Origin of the sequence: Thalassospira xianhensis MCCC 1A02616 (assembly GCF_003326475.1) — a bacterium.
Classification (GTDB): Bacteria; Pseudomonadota; Alphaproteobacteria; order Rhodospirillales; family Thalassospiraceae; genus Thalassospira; species Thalassospira xianhensis.
Window position 1 is genome coordinate 21,690 of the sequence record NZ_JPWA01000030.1, and the last position, 16,633, is coordinate 38,322.

The 16,633-nt window shown below is 53.5% G+C and carries 14 protein-coding genes and 1 tRNA gene; 7 read left to right on the forward strand and 8 right to left on the reverse strand.

What is annotated here, in order from left to right:
• Positions 1–32: 32 nt before the first annotated feature.
• Complete coding sequence (locus TH5_RS19395) at positions 33–1,451, reverse strand: TrkH family potassium uptake protein (RefSeq protein WP_114123242.1); 1,419 nt, start codon at positions 1,449–1,451, stop codon at positions 33–35.
• Positions 1,452–1,659: 208 nt separating this feature from the next.
• Between TH5_RS19395 and TH5_RS19400 the strand changes: the two genes are divergently transcribed.
• The 3 genes from TH5_RS19400 (at position 1,660) to TH5_RS19410 (ending at position 3,563) form a co-directional block, all read left to right on the forward strand.
• Positions 1,660–2,442 (forward strand): thermonuclease family protein, encoded by a 783-nt coding sequence (locus tag TH5_RS19400; protein WP_114123243.1) that lies wholly within the window; start codon positions 1,660–1,662, stop codon positions 2,440–2,442.
• A gap of 69 nt (positions 2,443–2,511) precedes the next feature.
• Complete coding sequence (locus TH5_RS19405; protein WP_114123244.1) at positions 2,512–2,976, forward strand: ArsI/CadI family heavy metal resistance metalloenzyme; 465 nt, start codon at positions 2,512–2,514, stop codon at positions 2,974–2,976.
• A complete protein-coding gene (locus TH5_RS19410) occupies positions 2,913–3,563 on the forward strand; it encodes a sigma-70 family RNA polymerase sigma factor (protein WP_114123245.1) in 651 nt (216 codons plus the stop codon). The genes TH5_RS19405 and TH5_RS19410 overlap by 64 nt, the downstream gene beginning before the upstream one ends.
• A 21-nt stretch (positions 3,564–3,584) precedes the next feature.
• On the opposite strand, the gene TH5_RS19415 is transcribed toward TH5_RS19410, so the two are convergent.
• From TH5_RS19415 to TH5_RS19430, 4 genes are all read right to left on the reverse strand, one after another.
• Positions 3,585–3,658, reverse strand: a tRNA-Gly gene (locus TH5_RS19415).
• Between the two features lie 77 nt (positions 3,659–3,735).
• Positions 3,736–4,899 carry a PQQ-dependent sugar dehydrogenase gene (locus tag TH5_RS19420; protein ID WP_114123246.1) on the reverse strand — a complete coding sequence of 388 codons (1,164 nt, stop codon included), beginning with the start codon at positions 4,897–4,899 and terminating at the stop codon, positions 3,736–3,738.
• Between the two features lie 61 nt (positions 4,900–4,960).
• Positions 4,961–5,440, reverse strand: coding sequence for a xanthine phosphoribosyltransferase (gpt, locus tag TH5_RS19425; protein WP_114123275.1), 480 nt, complete (start codon positions 5,438–5,440; stop codon positions 4,961–4,963).
• A 210-nt stretch (positions 5,441–5,650) separates the two neighbouring features.
• On the reverse strand, positions 5,651–7,234 hold the full coding sequence (locus TH5_RS19430; protein ID WP_244204982.1) for a tetratricopeptide repeat protein: 1,584 nt from the start codon (positions 7,232–7,234) through the stop codon (positions 5,651–5,653).
• 500 nt (positions 7,235–7,734) lie between these two features.
• On the opposite strand from TH5_RS19430, the gene TH5_RS19435 reads away from it, so the two are divergent.
• Complete coding sequence (locus tag TH5_RS19435; RefSeq protein ID WP_114123247.1) at positions 7,735–9,393, forward strand: methyl-accepting chemotaxis protein; 1,659 nt, start codon at positions 7,735–7,737, stop codon at positions 9,391–9,393.
• Between the two features lie 84 nt (positions 9,394–9,477).
• On the opposite strand, the gene TH5_RS19440 is transcribed toward TH5_RS19435, so the two are convergent.
• Genes TH5_RS19440 through ubiE form a run of 3 tightly spaced genes read right to left on the reverse strand, consistent with a single transcriptional unit; the run spans position 9,478 to position 12,260 of the window.
• Complete coding sequence (locus tag TH5_RS19440; RefSeq protein ID WP_114123248.1) at positions 9,478–9,906, reverse strand: GNAT family N-acetyltransferase; 429 nt, start codon at positions 9,904–9,906, stop codon at positions 9,478–9,480.
• 9 nt (positions 9,907–9,915) lie between these two features.
• Positions 9,916–11,475, reverse strand: a complete 1,560-nt coding sequence (gene ubiB / locus TH5_RS19445; RefSeq protein WP_114123249.1) for a 2-polyprenylphenol 6-hydroxylase — start codon at positions 11,473–11,475, stop codon at positions 9,916–9,918.
• Positions 11,476–11,486: 11 nt separating this feature from the next.
• Complete coding sequence (gene ubiE / locus TH5_RS19450; RefSeq protein WP_114123250.1) at positions 11,487–12,260, reverse strand: bifunctional demethylmenaquinone methyltransferase/2-methoxy-6-polyprenyl-1,4-benzoquinol methylase UbiE; 774 nt, start codon at positions 12,258–12,260, stop codon at positions 11,487–11,489.
• A 144-nt stretch (positions 12,261–12,404) separates the two neighbouring features.
• Between ubiE and TH5_RS19455 the strand changes: the two genes are divergently transcribed.
• From TH5_RS19455 to TH5_RS19465, 3 genes are all read left to right on the forward strand, one after another.
• A complete protein-coding gene (locus TH5_RS19455; protein WP_114123251.1) occupies positions 12,405–13,049 on the forward strand; it encodes a phosphoribosylanthranilate isomerase in 645 nt (214 codons plus the stop codon).
• A 109-nt stretch (positions 13,050–13,158) separates the two neighbouring features.
• Positions 13,159–14,130: an ion transporter gene (locus TH5_RS19460; protein WP_114123252.1), complete on the forward strand. Its 972-nt coding sequence runs from the start codon at positions 13,159–13,161 to the stop codon at positions 14,128–14,130.
• A 252-nt stretch (positions 14,131–14,382) separates the two neighbouring features.
• Positions 14,383–16,623, forward strand: coding sequence for an anthranilate synthase component I (locus tag TH5_RS19465; protein ID WP_114123253.1), 2,241 nt, complete (start codon positions 14,383–14,385; stop codon positions 16,621–16,623).
• Positions 16,624–16,633 lie beyond the last annotated feature (10 nt).

Below are 16,633 nucleotides of genomic sequence, written 5' to 3' on the forward strand. Positions count from 1 at the left end.
TGACAACCGCGACACCCCCGTCATTTTACCACTCAATCGCGCCAGAAAGCTGGCAACAGAAGCACCAGAAGCGTTTCAAACTCCAACCGGCCCAGCACCATTGCAACATCAAGAATCCATTTCGCAGCATCGGGCAGCGACTGGAAATTCCCCGCCGGACCAATAATCGGGCCAAGACCCGGGCCCACATTGGCAAGTGCCGTTGCCGCCGCACTCATTGAAGTCACCAGATCAAGACCGGTCAAAGCCAGTGCGACACTGATCGCGATATAGCTGATCGTCAGCAGGAAGACATAAACCGTTACCGCGTTATAGATGTCAGACGTGATCTCATGTTTGTCGATCCGGCTTACAATCACAGCCGACGGACTACGCAGGCGCATGAAATGTGCTTTAAGCCCTGTAAACACCACATAAAGCCGGAACATCTTGAATCCGCCCGCCGTCGAGCCGGAACATCCGCCGATAAAGGTCGCAAAGAAGAACAGCATGATCGCTGCCGGACCCCATTGCAGATAGTCGCCCGACGCATAACCCGTCGTGGTAATCACCGAAACAAGGTTGAACGCTGCCATGGTCAACGATCTGAAAAACCCGTCATCGGAAATATGCATCAGACGCAGGGTTAAAAGGCCGGTGAAAACCGCAATGATCAGCAGGAAAATCCGGATTTGCTGATTATTTGCTATCGCGCGAATATCTCGTTTACGCACCAGTACAGCATAAGCCGTAAACGGCAAAGCACCTGCGAACATGAAAATAATGCCAACCCAGTGCAGCGCCAGACTGGAATCGAATTTGGCAAATGACAGATCAGACGTTGAATATCCACCGGTCGCCAAGGTCGACATGCCATGATTAATCGCGTCAAACCAGGTCATGCCGAAGATCCGGTACAGAACCATGCAGATGACGCTAAGACCGACATAAATCATCACGATCTGCAGGCACATATCGCGAATACGCGGGCTCAGTTTTTCCGATCGGTCCGAGCTTTCCATCTGAAAAAGCTGCATTCCACCGACCCTCATCATCGGCAGCAGCGCAAGTGCTGTCACAATAATCCCGATCCCGCCCAGCCACTGCAGGATCGACCGCCACAGCAAAAGACCCGGCGGCATGTCATCAAGCGCCGACAGAACCGTTGAGCCAGTCGTGGTCAGCCCCGAAACGGTCTCAAAAACCGCATCACAAAAGCTGATATCAAGGGACGAGAACCAAAGCGGAAGGGCACCAGCAAGACTGACTGCGATCCAGGAAAACACCGTCAGAACATAGCCCTGACGGGCATTCACACGCGGACCGATTTCCGACCGGCAGGCAAGGCAGGCCATGCCGCCAAGACCGATACTGGTCATTGACGCCTGTGCGAAAATCTTCCAGTCGGGATTACCATAATAAAGGTCGACGGCAGCCGGGATCATCATCGAAACACCGATGATAATGACCATTATGCCTACGACGAAAAAGATGGGCTGCAGTCGAAACAAGAACGATGTCCATGCCTAACTCGGGAAATCCGCTTGTACAGCCAATTGACAACGATTGCATCCTGTTATCGCAGATGTGTCGGCACGAACAGAGTCAAAGCCGCACATTTCCCGGGATTTCAGGACATTATTTTGCCGTTGTTTTCGACTGTTCTTGCGCAAGCCATTCATGCCATTCTGTATCCTGATTGCATCACCTGTGTCCAATCACCAAACCATCGAGGTTGCTTTGAGACGCTCTTTTCGTTTTATCCTTCTGCTTTCCATTCCCGTCGCATTTGCACTTGCGATCTATATGCAGGACAAACCGGTTCATGCCGCTGGCGACACCCCGTCAAATGGCGAACAAAAGGCGTTAGAGGCACAGGGCCGGGATGTTCTGGTTATTGATGGCGATACGATCATGATTGATGGTGTCGTTGCAGACATCGCCGGCATTGATGCTCCCGAACTTGGCCAGCAATGCCGGCACAATGGCAATTTTTGGGACTGCGGCATGTCATCAGCCATGCAGCTTCGCAAATATTTCGCCATGGCTCCCTTTACCGTGCGCTGCTGGCCCGGTGATAAGGAGCATTCCGGCAAAGATGACGATTTCCCCATTGTCGAATGCGGTATTGGTGAACGCGATGTGGCTGCTGCCATGGTCAGTGACGGTGAGGCCCTTCCGATCGAAGGATATTCCCATCGCTATGACGGTCTTTCGGAAGAAGCCGACAACGCCGGTATTGGCATACATGGCGGTGACATGATCCCCCCAGGTGAATGGCGGTCGGGCGCCCGGCTTGATGGTGAAAACGGGCGCTGCCTTTTCGTCCCTGAAGGCGATAGCCATTACCTTGGGACCCTTGATCCACGCTACAAGGATACTACCGCGGACAGGCGTGAATTTCTTTGCAGCGACGAACAGGCCCGTTCGGAGGGTCTTTCCTACGCCCCACTAAAAAAATGATCTGGCCCTGCATCTTTTTGCTGGTCTGTACGTCTTCCTGATCATCATATTGATTGTCTGGAGACGAAAATGCGCCTGCAACTTGCCCTGAATGTCAAAAATCTTGATCGGGCCGTCACATTTTACAGTAAAATGTTTGCAACCCCGGTTCACAAGAAACGCAACGGCTATGCAAATTTCGAAATTCTTGTACCACCACTTAAACTCGTTTTGTTTGAACGCCCTGAAGCAAACGAGCAGCTTAATCACATCGGAGTTGAATGTCTGAACGCGTCCGAGTTTGATAAGGTATCAGACCATCTTGGCGGCAGCGGACTTAAGTCAAACGGTGTTACTGAAACCAGTTGCTGTCATGCCAGACAGGCCAAACTCTGGATCAAGGAACCGGACGAACTGGCCTGGGAATGGTATCATATTCTTGATGATGAACCGGAAGCGGATAAAACAGGCGGCGAATCATCACAGGCAGGATGCTGCGGGCAGCACCCCGACATCAACGCCACATCCGAGCCAGAACAGGTTTGCTGTACGTAAAACCAATGACCTTTACAGTCTCATATCAAACATCCCCGGACTGGCAGGCTCTTCGAAAGGGCCTGCATCACTTTGTTCGAAGCCGTGTTCCGGAAAATGACGCCGAAGATGTTGTCTCGGATATCCTTGAGGCTATCGTCCGCAACAAGGCGGCTTTGCAAACATCTGGTAACCCCTCTGCCTGGATTTATGCGGTCGCACGCAGCAAAATTAATGATTTTTATCGGAAGCAGGGGAGACAACGCATGGCCCAGCACAACCTGAAAACCGATCCTACTTTGTCCGGCGCCCCGGAAAATCAGTCAGTCCATACACGGCCTGACGTGGCGGGATTAAGTGACTGTCTTTCGGGATTTATTTCAAATATGTCGGATGCTGATCGAATAGTACTGACCGAGATTGACCTGCAACAGACCCGACAAACCGATTTTGCCACCCGTCATGCCGTCGCTCTTCCTACCATCAAATCGCGGGTTCAGCGTGCTCGCAAACGGTTGCGTGACCGGCTGATATCTTGTTGCCCGACCGCTATGACTGACGGTTGCAACAATAAATGCCACAGCACCATATCCTGCGCGGCAAACTGATTTCGGTCATTCCGGGAAATCTGGAGCGGGTGAAGGGAATCGAACCCTCGTATGCAGCTTGGGAAGCTGCCGTTCTACCATTGAACTACACCCGCGAAGCGGCGGTTTTATAGCCCGGTTTCAGGGTGGGTGCAAGCCCAACCCCATACCGGGTTGATTTATTTTGGATGAGCTAACCGCCCGTCGGAACCAGTCGCCAAACGGCACTGGCATGGTCATCCGACACCAGTATCGATCCATCAATATAATGCTTTACGTCAACCGGACGGCCAACAACCTCGCCGTTGCTGCGCAGGAAACCATCTAGGAATGGGTTGGTTGCCACAGGTTCACCATTGCGAAATTCCACCCGGACAACCTTGTAACCATCCGGGATGGTCCGGTTCCATGATCCGTGCAACGCCACAAGCGCATCACCATCATCAAAGGTCAGCCCCAACGCGGCATTATGCGCGTTAAAAGTAAAGGCCGGAAAGGTGACTTCAGCCGGTGGAGTTTCATTGGCAAACTGCGGGGATCGCGTATCGTTCCCAGCATACCACGGATAACCATAAAACAGCCCTTCGGCGGTGGCATGGTTCAATTCTTCGCGCGGCACATCATCACCAAGATTATCCCCGCCATTGTCGGTGAACCACAAATCACCGGTATCGGGATGAAAGGTCAGCCCAACGGAATTACGGATGCCGCTGGCATAGATTTTCGGCGCCCCGCCACTTATCGGCATAGAAATGATCGTACCTTCAAGTCCGCTGACCTTGCAGATATTGCACGGTGCGCCAACGGCAATGAACAGACGGCTTTGATCCGGCGAAAGTGCAACATAACGCCAACCATGATGGCGCTTATCCGGCAGGTTGGTAAACAGGATGCGCGGGCGTCCCAATGCTTTCCCATCAAAATTTGAAAGATCGTAGGATACAACCCGGTGCTGATCGGCAACAAACAACGTTCCGGGCTTATAGGCAATGCCATTAGCCATCTTGAAGTCATCGGCAATCAGATTGACTTCCTCGCCCTTGCCATTCCCATCCGCATCGCGCACGAAATAAAGATTGGGACCACGCGTCCCGACGAAAATGCCCTTCAGTTCCGGGGCAACAGCAATAGAACGCGCACTATTTACCGGGGCAAACAATTCAAGCCGATAACCGCTTTCAGGTCGCAGAAGTGACATGGCTTTTTGCGTTTGCGCGGGCAGATCTTGTGCGATGACAGGGGCCGATATACCCACAATCGCAAGCACGCAGAACCCAAGCCAGAAACAGAAATGCCCGGCCCATCGGACCGTTAATGACGGTTGACGATAGCGAGCCGGGCAGTTTTGATTTTGCATCGTGTCCTCCTTTTCGGTCCAACGGGCCTTGAGGAAGATACGATCAGATCTTCAAGACCGATTAGCGAACGCGTTCGGATATCGGCGCGTTGACCGAAAGCTCCATGTCCCACGGGAAATAAATCCAGGTATCCTGGGAAACTTCCGTCACAAAGCTGTCGACAATCTCGCGGCCAAGCGGCTTGGCATAGACGGTCGCGAAATGTGCCTTTGGCAGCTTTTCGCGTACAGCCTTCGCGGTTTTGCCGGTATCGACCAGATCATCAATGATCAGCATATCCGCACCATCGCCTTCAACGCCCTTAAGCCATTCAAGATCGCCACGCGTCTTGTCAGAGTAGCTGCGAATGCAAACAGTATCAATCAGCCGGATATCAAGTTCGCGTGCAATAATGGCAGCCGGAACCAGACCACCACGGGTGATCGCGATAATGCCCTTATACGGACCTTTTTCCAGCAGACGCCACGCCAATGCACGTGCGTCGCGATGCATCTGTTCCCAGGAAACCGGGAAACCTTTGTTATAAGCAGCTTCGCTCACAAGCTTTCTCCTGCGCAAAAAACGGATCGCCTGCTGACTATCAGCCCCAATCATGGGAAAGACCGGACAGCGGTCGATATTCTTCGTAAATTTAAGGCGCTTTCCTACGCTGAGTCATCGTCAAAGACAAGGGCCGGGACTATTCCTGTTTAAAGAATTGATCAGACGATCACCGGGTGTTGACCAAAATTTAGCTGTTAATCGGCTTAACTATGCCGCAGCTCCCAGGCGCGCCTTAAGCAGATTGGCAAAATCAGCGCTCAGCTTTGCAATCGGGACAGTCCAATCCCCTGCCGCGTCTTGCCTATAAATCCGCATCGTCGGATACCATGGACTGTCTGAGCGGTTTACCATCCAGCGCCAATCTGTCGTATAAAGTTGCAGCATCCAGACCGGCAAACCGAGCGCCCCGGCAAGATGGGCAGGCGCACTGTCAATCGTGATGACCAGATCCATCGCCTTCATCAAGGCGGCACTGTCACCAAAATCATGAATATGTTCACCCATGTCGGTAATCAGGGCATTGGCGCCAAGTTTGGCTATGTCACCTCGCCGCTCGTCGACCTGAAAACTGTAAAAACTTGCCCCTTTCTGCGCCATAAGCGGCATCAGCATTTCAAGCGGACAGGATCGATCACGCGGGTTAAGCTTGCCTGCCCATATCAACCCAACCTTAAGCACCGTCCCCGATGGCGGGCTTAATCGTGCCTGCTTGCCTTTCGGCGCACTCAAATAAGGTTCTGCAGACACACGATGCAATTCGGCCTCGCTGATTTTCATGACATGCGGCAGGCTAAGCAAAGGTACATGCAGATCGAAGGGCGGCAATTTCGCCCCCTTTTCAACAATCGTCCCGACACCGGCAATCGTGCTCATCACCGGGATCAATTCCGATCGGCATTCAAGAATGATATGCGCGGCCCTCTTCCCCACTAATGGGACAAAACGGGCAAACTGGATCATGTCGCCAAAGCCCTGCTCGGCACGTAATAGCAGTCTTTTGCCACGCAAATCGGCCTTTCCATCCCATTCCGGAACAGATTCAAGCGGGCGGATCGGATTATCGGCAAGCTTGCGGCGCGTTTCATATCCGGCCCAACCCGCTGCGTACTGCCCTGTTGCCAAAAGTGCCAGTGCCTTGTCCCAGTTTGCATCGACATAATCGGGATCAATGGACAAGGCCGCATCAAAATATTTAATAGCCTGCTCGAACCGGTTGGTATCCCGATAAACCAGGCCGGCGTTGAACGGATGCGATTTGATTGACGCATCAAGCTCCAGCGCCTTGTCATGAGCCGCCGCGGCCTCATCAAACCGCATCATCTCACGCAGACAGTTACCCATATTTGACCAAAGCCCCGCATTGCCAGGACGCAGTTCCGCCGCCCTGCGATAGGCGACAAGTGCGGCATCAAGCCGTTTACTGCGCCGAAGCGCGACACCAAGGTTATTCCAGACATCGGGCTGATCGGCATTTTGTCTGAGAACCGCACCATAAAGCGAAATTGCCTCTTCAATCCTGCCAGACTGATGGGCATCAAGTGCACGGGCGAACATTTCCGATTTACCGGAGCGTGCGGCGATTGCGGGCGCCCCATGGGATTGATCCGACACTTTTTTGGCTGCGTTGCTTTTCGTCTGTGGCAATTCTGCAGTTTCAGGTCTGGGAACGGTAAAGCCCGGCAAACTATCCACCGAAGCTTGTTGCGCAAGACTTTTTGCAGAACCACTGGCTATGGCTTTTTTGCCTTTTTTGACCGCACGCGGCTTGTTCATGGTTCTGGACTTCGCCATTCGGGTTCCCCGTCCCGTAAAACTGCAACCACCGGATCATACAATGTCAAAAAGACAGACGACCATTCCCATATGTACTCGTCCATCGGACTGTTGTCATCGCCAGACGATTCGCGTCGCAAAAATAACCGAACATGCGAATAGAATTATTTTCTAAAAACAAGAACAATACCGGATGATTTTATCGCATTTAGTGAGTTTTGGACAATTTCAAACAAGTCGATTTTAATTATTTCGGTTATGTCGCGCTTTGAAGTAGCTTTTTTACGAGGGACCGAAGAAAGGCGTAAAAATGCAATCCAATCCCTGTGGTGTTACACAGGGAACCAAAACAATAAATGACCGTCGGTTTGGCAAATTTCCGGAGCCATAATTCGGAACACCAAAAAGACGGCACCAACCTGTTCGACCAAGTTGCGACGCTTTGAAATGATCGCGGGTGATCGATCAGGTAACGAGGGAACAAATATCATCAGGCTTCAAAGGACGGGAGACCTTAAATGGCCGAAACCAAACGATCCGGCGGCTCTGTCGGACGCAAAGTCATTCTGGTTGTGGTTGCATTGCTGATTGTCGGCTTTGGCGCAATGATGACGATCCAGACGGTTTCGCAACGCGATGCGATGATCGAAATCATGTATAATGAGTCGGTCGAAAAAACTGAAATGCTGTCGACCGCCGTGCAACCGGGCTTTATCGCCATGGACGGTAACTCGGTTGAAAAAGAATTTCGCAAAATCACCGACAAAGAAGGATCACAGCTGGCGTCGCTGGTGGCTGCCAATCCGGATGGCGAGCCGATTGCGACCTATCAATCCGAAAACCTTCCCGAACACGATCTGGCTGCACTTGCCGAACCCTATCTGGAACGGCTTGAAAACAAGGAAGTCGTCAGCTTCATATCGGGCGACGCCGTTATTGTTGCTGCGCCGATCACGAAATATTCCAAGCGTCGGGACGAAGATCAGTATCGTGGCATGCTGCTAACGGCGTGGAGTCTAGAACGCGTTAATGCCGAGGTAAAGCAGGCTGTCATCATCCAGATGGCTCTTGCCGCTGCAATTCTTATCGTCCTGCTAGGCAGCACATGGTTTGTCCTGCGTAATCAGATCATTACGCCGCTTGTTAAAATCAATGGCGCCATGGCAGCCCTTGCGGATGGCAATCGTGACATTCATATTCCGGGCGTTCATCGCACCGATGAAATCGGCCAGATGGCCGCCTCGGTCGAAGTTTTCAAGGAAAACGCAAACCGCGTTGCACAACTGGATCGCGAACGTGAACAGGAACGCGAACGTGCCGAGGCCAAACGCCGTGAAGCCATGAACGGCTTGGCCGGACGTTTTGAACAAACCGTGATGGGTGTTGTCGACGGTGTATCCGGAGCATCAAGCGAAATGCAACAGGTCGCCCAGACCATGGTCGCCGCCGTCCACCAGAACGAAGCCGGTTCACAGGCTGTTGTGGCCGCCGTCGAACAAGCCAATCACAGTGTCGAAACGGTGGCCAGTGCCGCCGAACAGCTTTCTGTTTCGATTCGTGACATCAGCGCGCGCGTGAATGACACATCGAATATCACCGCCAATGCCAGCACCGAGGCCAACCGGGTCAACGAAATGGTTCAAGGGCTTGATGTTTCGGCACAGAAAGTTGGTGAAGTGGTCCAGATCATTCAGGCCATCGCCGAACAGACCAACCTTCTGGCACTGAACGCCACAATTGAGGCAGCACGCGCCGGTGATGCGGGCAAGGGCTTTGCCGTGGTCGCCAACGAGGTCAAAAACCTTGCCAATCAGACCGCACGTGCAACGGAGGATATTTCGGCCCAGATTTCAGGCATTCAGGGATCAACCCAGGAAGCTGTCGGTGCGATTGACGGGATCACCAGCATTATCGCCAATCTGAACGAAATCGCGTCCGAGGTCGCAGCCGCAGTACAGGAACAGGGTAAGGCGACTTCCGAAATCTCGCACTCTGTCCAGCAGGCCGTGCAAAGCACACAGGAAGTCACCAGCCACATTCATGAAATGCAGTCTGCCGCCCGCCAGACCGGTGATGCTGCCCGACAGGTACTTGATTCGTCTGAGAAACTCGGTGCGCAATCCGGAACGCTACGCAGTGAAGTCGGCAACTTCCTTGATGAAGTCCGCACCAGCTGATTGTTTGGCGCTACCAACAGCAAAGAAAACGCCGCCCGATTCGACCGTGGCGGCGTTTTTGTTAGAAACCGGTTTTAATCGGATTTAACGTAATGGCGCTTGATCGTCAGACGCACCATCCAGCCGCATCATGATCGTTTCATTCAGGTCTTCATATCCGTGCTGGCGATAAACCGGCTGCATATCAAGCGTCGCCAGCATCCATCGTTTGACCCGCGCAATATCGGGATGACCATGCAGGGTATCAAGCATCATGGATGCAATTCCGCGACGACGGTAATCGGGATCAACAAACACATCAGCGATGTAAGCAATTGCGATGAGGTCGGTCACGACCCGGGCAAAGCCAACTTGCCGTCCGTCGCAATAGGCACCAACCGGCACCGACATTTCAACCGAACGGTCAAACTCGCCACGCGACCTGCCCCGCGACCAATAAGAATTGGCAATGAAATCATAGCAATATCCAAGGTCAAGCCGACCACGGTCACAACTGATTTCAATTTCGCTCATGGCCGATCTCTATTTCACGAATAGGGCAACGGCCAGTGCTGCAATCGCCACCCAAAGCAATACTGATTGTTTCGAGATACCGCCGGAACTGCGTTGCCCGTTAGACCGGCCCCGCATTGCGGCGACGGTATCGGGATGCAGACGCAATCCCTGATCGGTAAAGACGGCCGATGCCTGTTCGGCGGCCTCAAGAACACGGGGCAACCGGCGCAACATCGTTCCGGCCTGTCGGGTGGCTTCCGCAATCTTTGCTTCCGGGCCAAGGTTTTCGCGCATCCATTCTTCGATCAGCGGACGCGACAATTCCCACATATTCTCGTTCGGACTCAGAATACGAGAAAGCCCCTCGGCAACGATCATGGTTTTCTGAAGCATCAAAAGCTGTGGCTGGGTTTCCATCCCGAAGGTTTCGGTAATCTGGAAAAGCTGCCCCAACAGACGGCCAACCGAAATATCCGCGAGCTCCTTGCCAAGGATCGGCTCCCCGATAGAACGACAAGCCTGCTGAAAGTTTTCAAGCGACTGGTTGCGAGGCACATATCCAGCTTCAAAATGAACCTCGGCGACACGTCGATAATCGCGCGTCAGGAAACCCAGAAGCATTTCTGCAAGGTAAAGCCGCGTCTGACGGTCAACACGTCCCATAATCCCGAAATCAACGATGCTGACCTTGCCAGTTTCGTCGACGAACAGGTTGCCCGGATGCATGTCGGCATGGAAGAAACCGTCACGGAAAACCTGTTGGAAAAATGCGCCGGCCGCCTTGGCCAGCAGGGAGGAGCGATCAACCCCCATCCGGTCCAGCGCCTCGACATTATCGATACGCACACCCTTGACCCGTTCCATAGTGATCACATGTTCGGCCGTCCGTTCCCAATCTATCTGCGGAACATAATAGGTCGGATCAGCTTCGAAATTGTCGCGGAACTCGGATGCTGCCGATGCTTCAAACCGCAAATCCATTTCAAGATGCACGCTGTCTTCCAGCGTCTTGATGGTTTCAACCGGTTTAAGACGGCGCAGACGCGGTTGCGTCAGTTCGACAATTTCCGATACCCAGTAAAACAGATCCAGATCACGCGCAAATCGGGCCTTGATATCCGGGCGCAGCACCTTGACCGCAACTTCACGCCCGTCAGATGTGGTTGCAAAATGCACCTGCGCGATAGATGCCGCCGCAACAGGCGTATCGTCAAACTCGGAAAACAGGGCTTCAAATGGCCCATCAAGCTGTTCGGTAATGATCCGCTTGGCAATCATGGCCGAAAATGGTGGCAGGCGATCCTGCAAGCTTGATAAATCAGCCGCAACATCATCCCCGATCAGATCGGCACGCGTCGCCAGTGTCTGACCGAGCTTGATGAATGCAGGTCCCAATTCTTCAAGCGCACGGGCTAGCCGCTGCCCCGGCCGCAAATCTGATCGTTTCGAAAACGGTGCCGTCAGACGGGCAAGAAATGCCAGAACCTTACCACCCGGGACAAGGGCAAGCGGAAATAGCGCATCGTGACGCGCCAAAGTCCGCGCCATTCCAAGCAGGCGAAAGCTGTTGCGAACGAACCGTATCATTCAGTCGCCACCTATATCCGCCAGCCGGAATGAATAGCGGCAATACCACCCGAAAGATTGCGATATTTCACCCGCTCGAACCCGGCATCACGGATCATGGACGCAAAGGTTTCCTGATCGGGGAACTGACGGATGCTTTCGGCCAAATACTGATATGCTTCGCGATTCCCCGCAATGAAGCGGCCGATTTCAGGCAGAAGTTTGAACGAGTATGTGTCGTAAAGTTTATCGAACCCCGGCACCACCACCTTGGAAAATTCAAGGCATTGGAACTTTCCGCCTGGTCGCAGCACACGATAGGCTTCGGACAGGGCTTCGATAATCCGCGTCACGTTCCGGATGCCAAAGGCAATGGTATAGGCGTCAACCGAATGATCGGGCAGCGGCAGTTTCTGCGCATCGCCAACAGTCCAGTTGATGTTTTTCAGCAACCCATGATCCACCGCGCGATCACGACCGACATGCAGCATTTCATAGTTAATGTCGCACACCGTGACAGAGCCGCCGCCATTCTTCAGGAACCGGAATGCAATGTCCCCGGTGCCACCGGCAACGTCCAGCAGCTTCATGCCCGGACGCGGCTTCAGCTCGTTGATGAACGTATCTTTCCACAGGCGGTGAATACCGCCGCTCATCAGATCATTCATCAAGTCATATTTGGACGCGACAGTATCGAAAACCTCGCGCACCATCGATGCCTTCTGGCTTTCGGGGACGTCCCGGAAACCAAAATGGGTTGTCTTTTCGCCGTTTTCGCCCCCGGCTGGGCCTGTGTGCTTGCTCATGGCCGGGAAAATAGCGCAGCAACCGCCATCTCGCCAGTGGAAAGCCACGTTAAATCGCAAATATCCTGTTGGTCGTGATCACTTTCTGCTAGGACCAAATGACTTGGACGGAAGTTTGAATTGGCTACAAGACAGGACCCCACGATGAGCTGCATGGTCAAAATCTGTGGAATCAATAGCGAAGACGCCGCGATGGCCGCAATGAGTGCCGGGGCGGATGCCTTGGGTTATGTCTTTTTCCCCCCAAGCCCGCGGCACATATCGCTTAACGGTGCCACCACCCTGACCGAGCGTGTGCCTGACAGCATCCTTAAAGTCGGGCTGTTTGTTGAAGCCGGTGACGAGGCCCTTGAAAACGCGATCAAGGCCGGCCGCCTTGACATGATCCAGATGCATGGCAAGGAAAGCCCGGAACGGGTTGCAGAAGTAAAAGAAAAATTCGGTCTGCGCGTCATGAAGGCCGTTTCGGTCAGCACGTCCGATGACATTGATGCCGCTGCGGCAAACTTCGATGGCGTCGCCGATTTTCTGCTTTTCGATGCCAAACCGCCCAAAGAAAGCATTCTTCCCGGCGGCAACGCCGTCAGCTTTGACTGGACACTTCTTACCGGGCGCAGCTTCAAAAGCAATTGGATGCTGGCCGGTGGACTTGATCCCGACAATGTCACCGATGCGGTGCGTATTTCCGGTGCCCCGTGGGTCGATGTATCGTCTGGTGTTGAAAAAACCAAAGGCGTGAAAGACGCGCGCAGAATTGCCGATTTCATTCGCGCGGCAAAGGGTTACTAGCACCCTGCGGCTTCACATAAGCATCTTCTTTAACCATTTCTGAAGCGATGTCAGCAATCATTCGATGATTGCGGGCGGTTTGTGGTGCCCCGTTAAAGTATGGGGTCAAATGGAAAGAACGCTTCGATCAAAGGTTCAGAATTTGCTGTATGGGGCGGACCGCCAATCACGGCTGTCATTGACCGTGCATCTGATCCTTGCATCCCTGATCGTGATCAATGTTATCTGTGTCATTCTCGACACCGTTCATGAACTGGCTGAACAGTTTTTTGTCCTTTTTCTGGTCATCGAACTGGTCTGCACCACCATTTTCACCATCGAATACGGCTTGCGTGTCTGGTCCGCACCCGACAACCCGGAATTTTCCGGAAAATGGGGCCGTTTACGCTATATGCTGCGACCGATGGCAATGGTTGATCTGATCGCAATCCTGCCGGTCTTCTTGCTATTTTTCACGTCGATTGATCTCCGGTTCATCCGCATTGTCCGCCTGCTTAGGCTTTTGAAGTTCACCCGCTATTCCACCGGGCTTGAACTGATGCTGATGGTGTTTCGTCAGCAGATGGGTATCTTTGGCGCCGCAAGCGCGGCTTTGGCCTGTATGCTGGTTTTCAGTGCAGGTGCCATTTATCTTGCAGAACACGAAGCCCAACCTGACGCATTTGGCAACCTGCCCGGTGCCCTTTATTGGAGCGTTATCACCCTTGCCACCGTCGGTTACGGGGATGTCGTACCGATCACAGCGCTGGGCAAAGTCATCGCAAGTCTGATTTCACTGACGGGTATCGGCATCGTCGCAGTGCCCGCCGGTATTCTGGCATCTGCCTTTTCCAGTGAACTGCGCCGCCGCGAAGATGCTTATCGCCAACAAGCCACCCATCAGCTTTCGGGAAAACGCCTGACCGAGGCCGTGCGAAAAAGGCTACGATCTCATCAGGATGAACTTGGCATCAGCGATGAACAGGCCCAGTCCATCATCGACGACGTCCGCGACATTCATCACAATCACGAAGACGATCTTCTGTCCTGTCCACATTGCCATAAACCGCTGCGTTTCGAGGTTTCGGAACCGGGCGAATAATCGTCTGATCAAAATGCTTGACGCCCGTCTGATCGCTGATCATAGTTTGACACATGAAAACACATGGCATGAACCCGATACTTATTTCCAATCGTTGGTGGTGGTCCGCATAAGCGGGCGGCCAATTATCATGCCCTGAAACAACCGGCCGCCTGATCTTCGCAGGCGGCTTTGTGTTTTCGGACCTTTTTCCTAATTTACTGAAAAGTCACATTGCTCCTGCGGCAGCGCCCCGCAAACGGAGTATTTGACGTGACCAACCCGACTTCTGAAACCACTAGCGAATATCGATATACCACCGATGGCGGCATCGCCGTTATTCGCCGCCAGACAGAAATCACCTATGAAAATGCCACTGAGAGCCTGATCGACGCGCTTGACCGGACGAAGGGGGTTTTGCTGTCTTCAAGCTACGAGTTTCCGGGTCGCTATTCGCGCTGGGACATGGGCTTTGCCAAACCACCGCTGGAAATCACCGGACGCGAACGTGGCTTTGCAATCCGTGCGCTCAATGATCGAGGCCGGGTGCTTTTGCCAATGATTGAACATGCCCTTGCCGGTCATGCCCATATCGAAGGCCTGACCAAGGGCGATGACGGGCTTTACGGTTATGTCGGCAAAACGGCCGCCTGGTTCCCCGAAGAAGAACGCAGTCAACAGCCCAGCCTGTTTTCCGTTGTCCGGGCCATTCGTGATCTGTTTGCCCACAAGGGCGACGAACGTCTGGGCCTATACGGTGCCTTTGGCTACGACATCGCCCTTCATTTTGAACAGATATCACTGACCCAGGACCGTAACAGTGATCATAAAGACGTCCATCTTTACCTGCCCGATCAGATGATCACGGTCGACCATGCATCCAAGGTCGCAACCCTTTTTGAATATGAATTCATTGCGCCAGATGGCCATAGCACCGCCGGGCTCGACCGCATCACACAGGATCACCCACCGTCACACGGTGCAAACGGCATCGTCGAAAATGATATGAAGGACGGCGAATACGCTGCCGTCGTCGATGCAACCAAGCCACGATTTGCGCGCGGTGAACTGTTTGAAGTCGTGCCAAGCCGCGTGTTCCGGACCGAATGCAAAACTGCCCCGTCGGAAATCTTCCGCCGCCTTAAACGCCGAAATCCAGCACCTTATGGTTTCCTGATCAATCTGGGGGACGGTGAACACCTGATTGGCGCATCGCCGGAAATGTATGTCCGCGTTACCGGTCAGCGTATTGAAACCTGCCCGATCTCGGGGACCATCGCGCGCGGTCGCGACGCGATTGAGGATGCCGAAAATATCCGTACCCTTCTGAATTCGGCCAAGGAAGAATCCGAACTGACCATGTGCACCGACGTTGATCGCAACGATAAGGCACGTGTCTGCAAACCCGGCAGCATCCGTATTCTTGGCCGTCGTCAGATCGAAATGTATTCCCGCCTGATCCATACGGTCGATCATGTCGAAGGCCGCCTTCGCGAAGGGTTCGATGCGCTTGATGCTTTCCTGACGCATTGCTGGGCTGTCACTGTCACCGGTGCCCCTAAACGGGCCGCCATGAAGCATATCGAAGCCGTCGAACGTAGTCCGCGTGCATGGTATGGCGGGGCCATTGGTGCGGTTCTGTGCAATGGCAATCTGAATACCGGCCTGACATTACGCACCGTACGCCTCAAACAGGGTGTCGCCGAAGTTCGCGCGGGTGCAACATTGCTGTTTGATAGTGAGTCTGCCGCCGAAGAAGCCGAAACCGTATTGAAGGCATCAGCCATGATTGATGCCGTCACCCGCGATGCCAAGGACGAAGCCACTATTGACCCAACCGTTTCCGGTGTTGGCAAACGTGTACTCCTGATCGACCACGAAGATAGCTTTGTCCAAAACCTTGCCAGCTATATTCGCGCAACCGGTGCTGAAACCCTGACGCTGCGCCCCAGTTTCCCGGACGAGGCGTTTGACGATTTTAAACCCGATCTGGTGTTCCTGTCCCCGGGACCGGGACGTCCCGATGATTACGGGCTGCGCCATAGCATCGAGCGTGCCCTTGCCGCGGGGCTTCCCGTCTTTGGTGTTTGCCTTGGTTTACAGGGAATTGTCGAATTTTTCGGCGGATCACTTGGCCAACTCGACACACCAATGCATGGCAAACCGTCTAAGGTGAAACTGGACCCGTCTGATCCGCTGTTTGAAGGCCTACCCGATGAAATTGTCGTCGGACGCTATCACTCGCTATTTGCCGATCTGGCAAGCCTGCCGGCTGATCTTAAAATCACCGCGCGGAGCAATGACGGTGTGGTGATGGGCATACGCCATCAGAGCCTGCCGATCAGTGCGGTGCAGTTCCATCCCGAAAGCCTGCTGACCCTGCAGGGCGATGTCGGGATGCGGATGATTGCCAACTTGCTACGCAATCCGCACGGCATTCTGCCTGAAAAGGCCGAAATTCCGGACGCTGACGAAGGGGATGAGCGAGATGAAACAGCAATACAGGCTGCCTGAAACGAAGAAG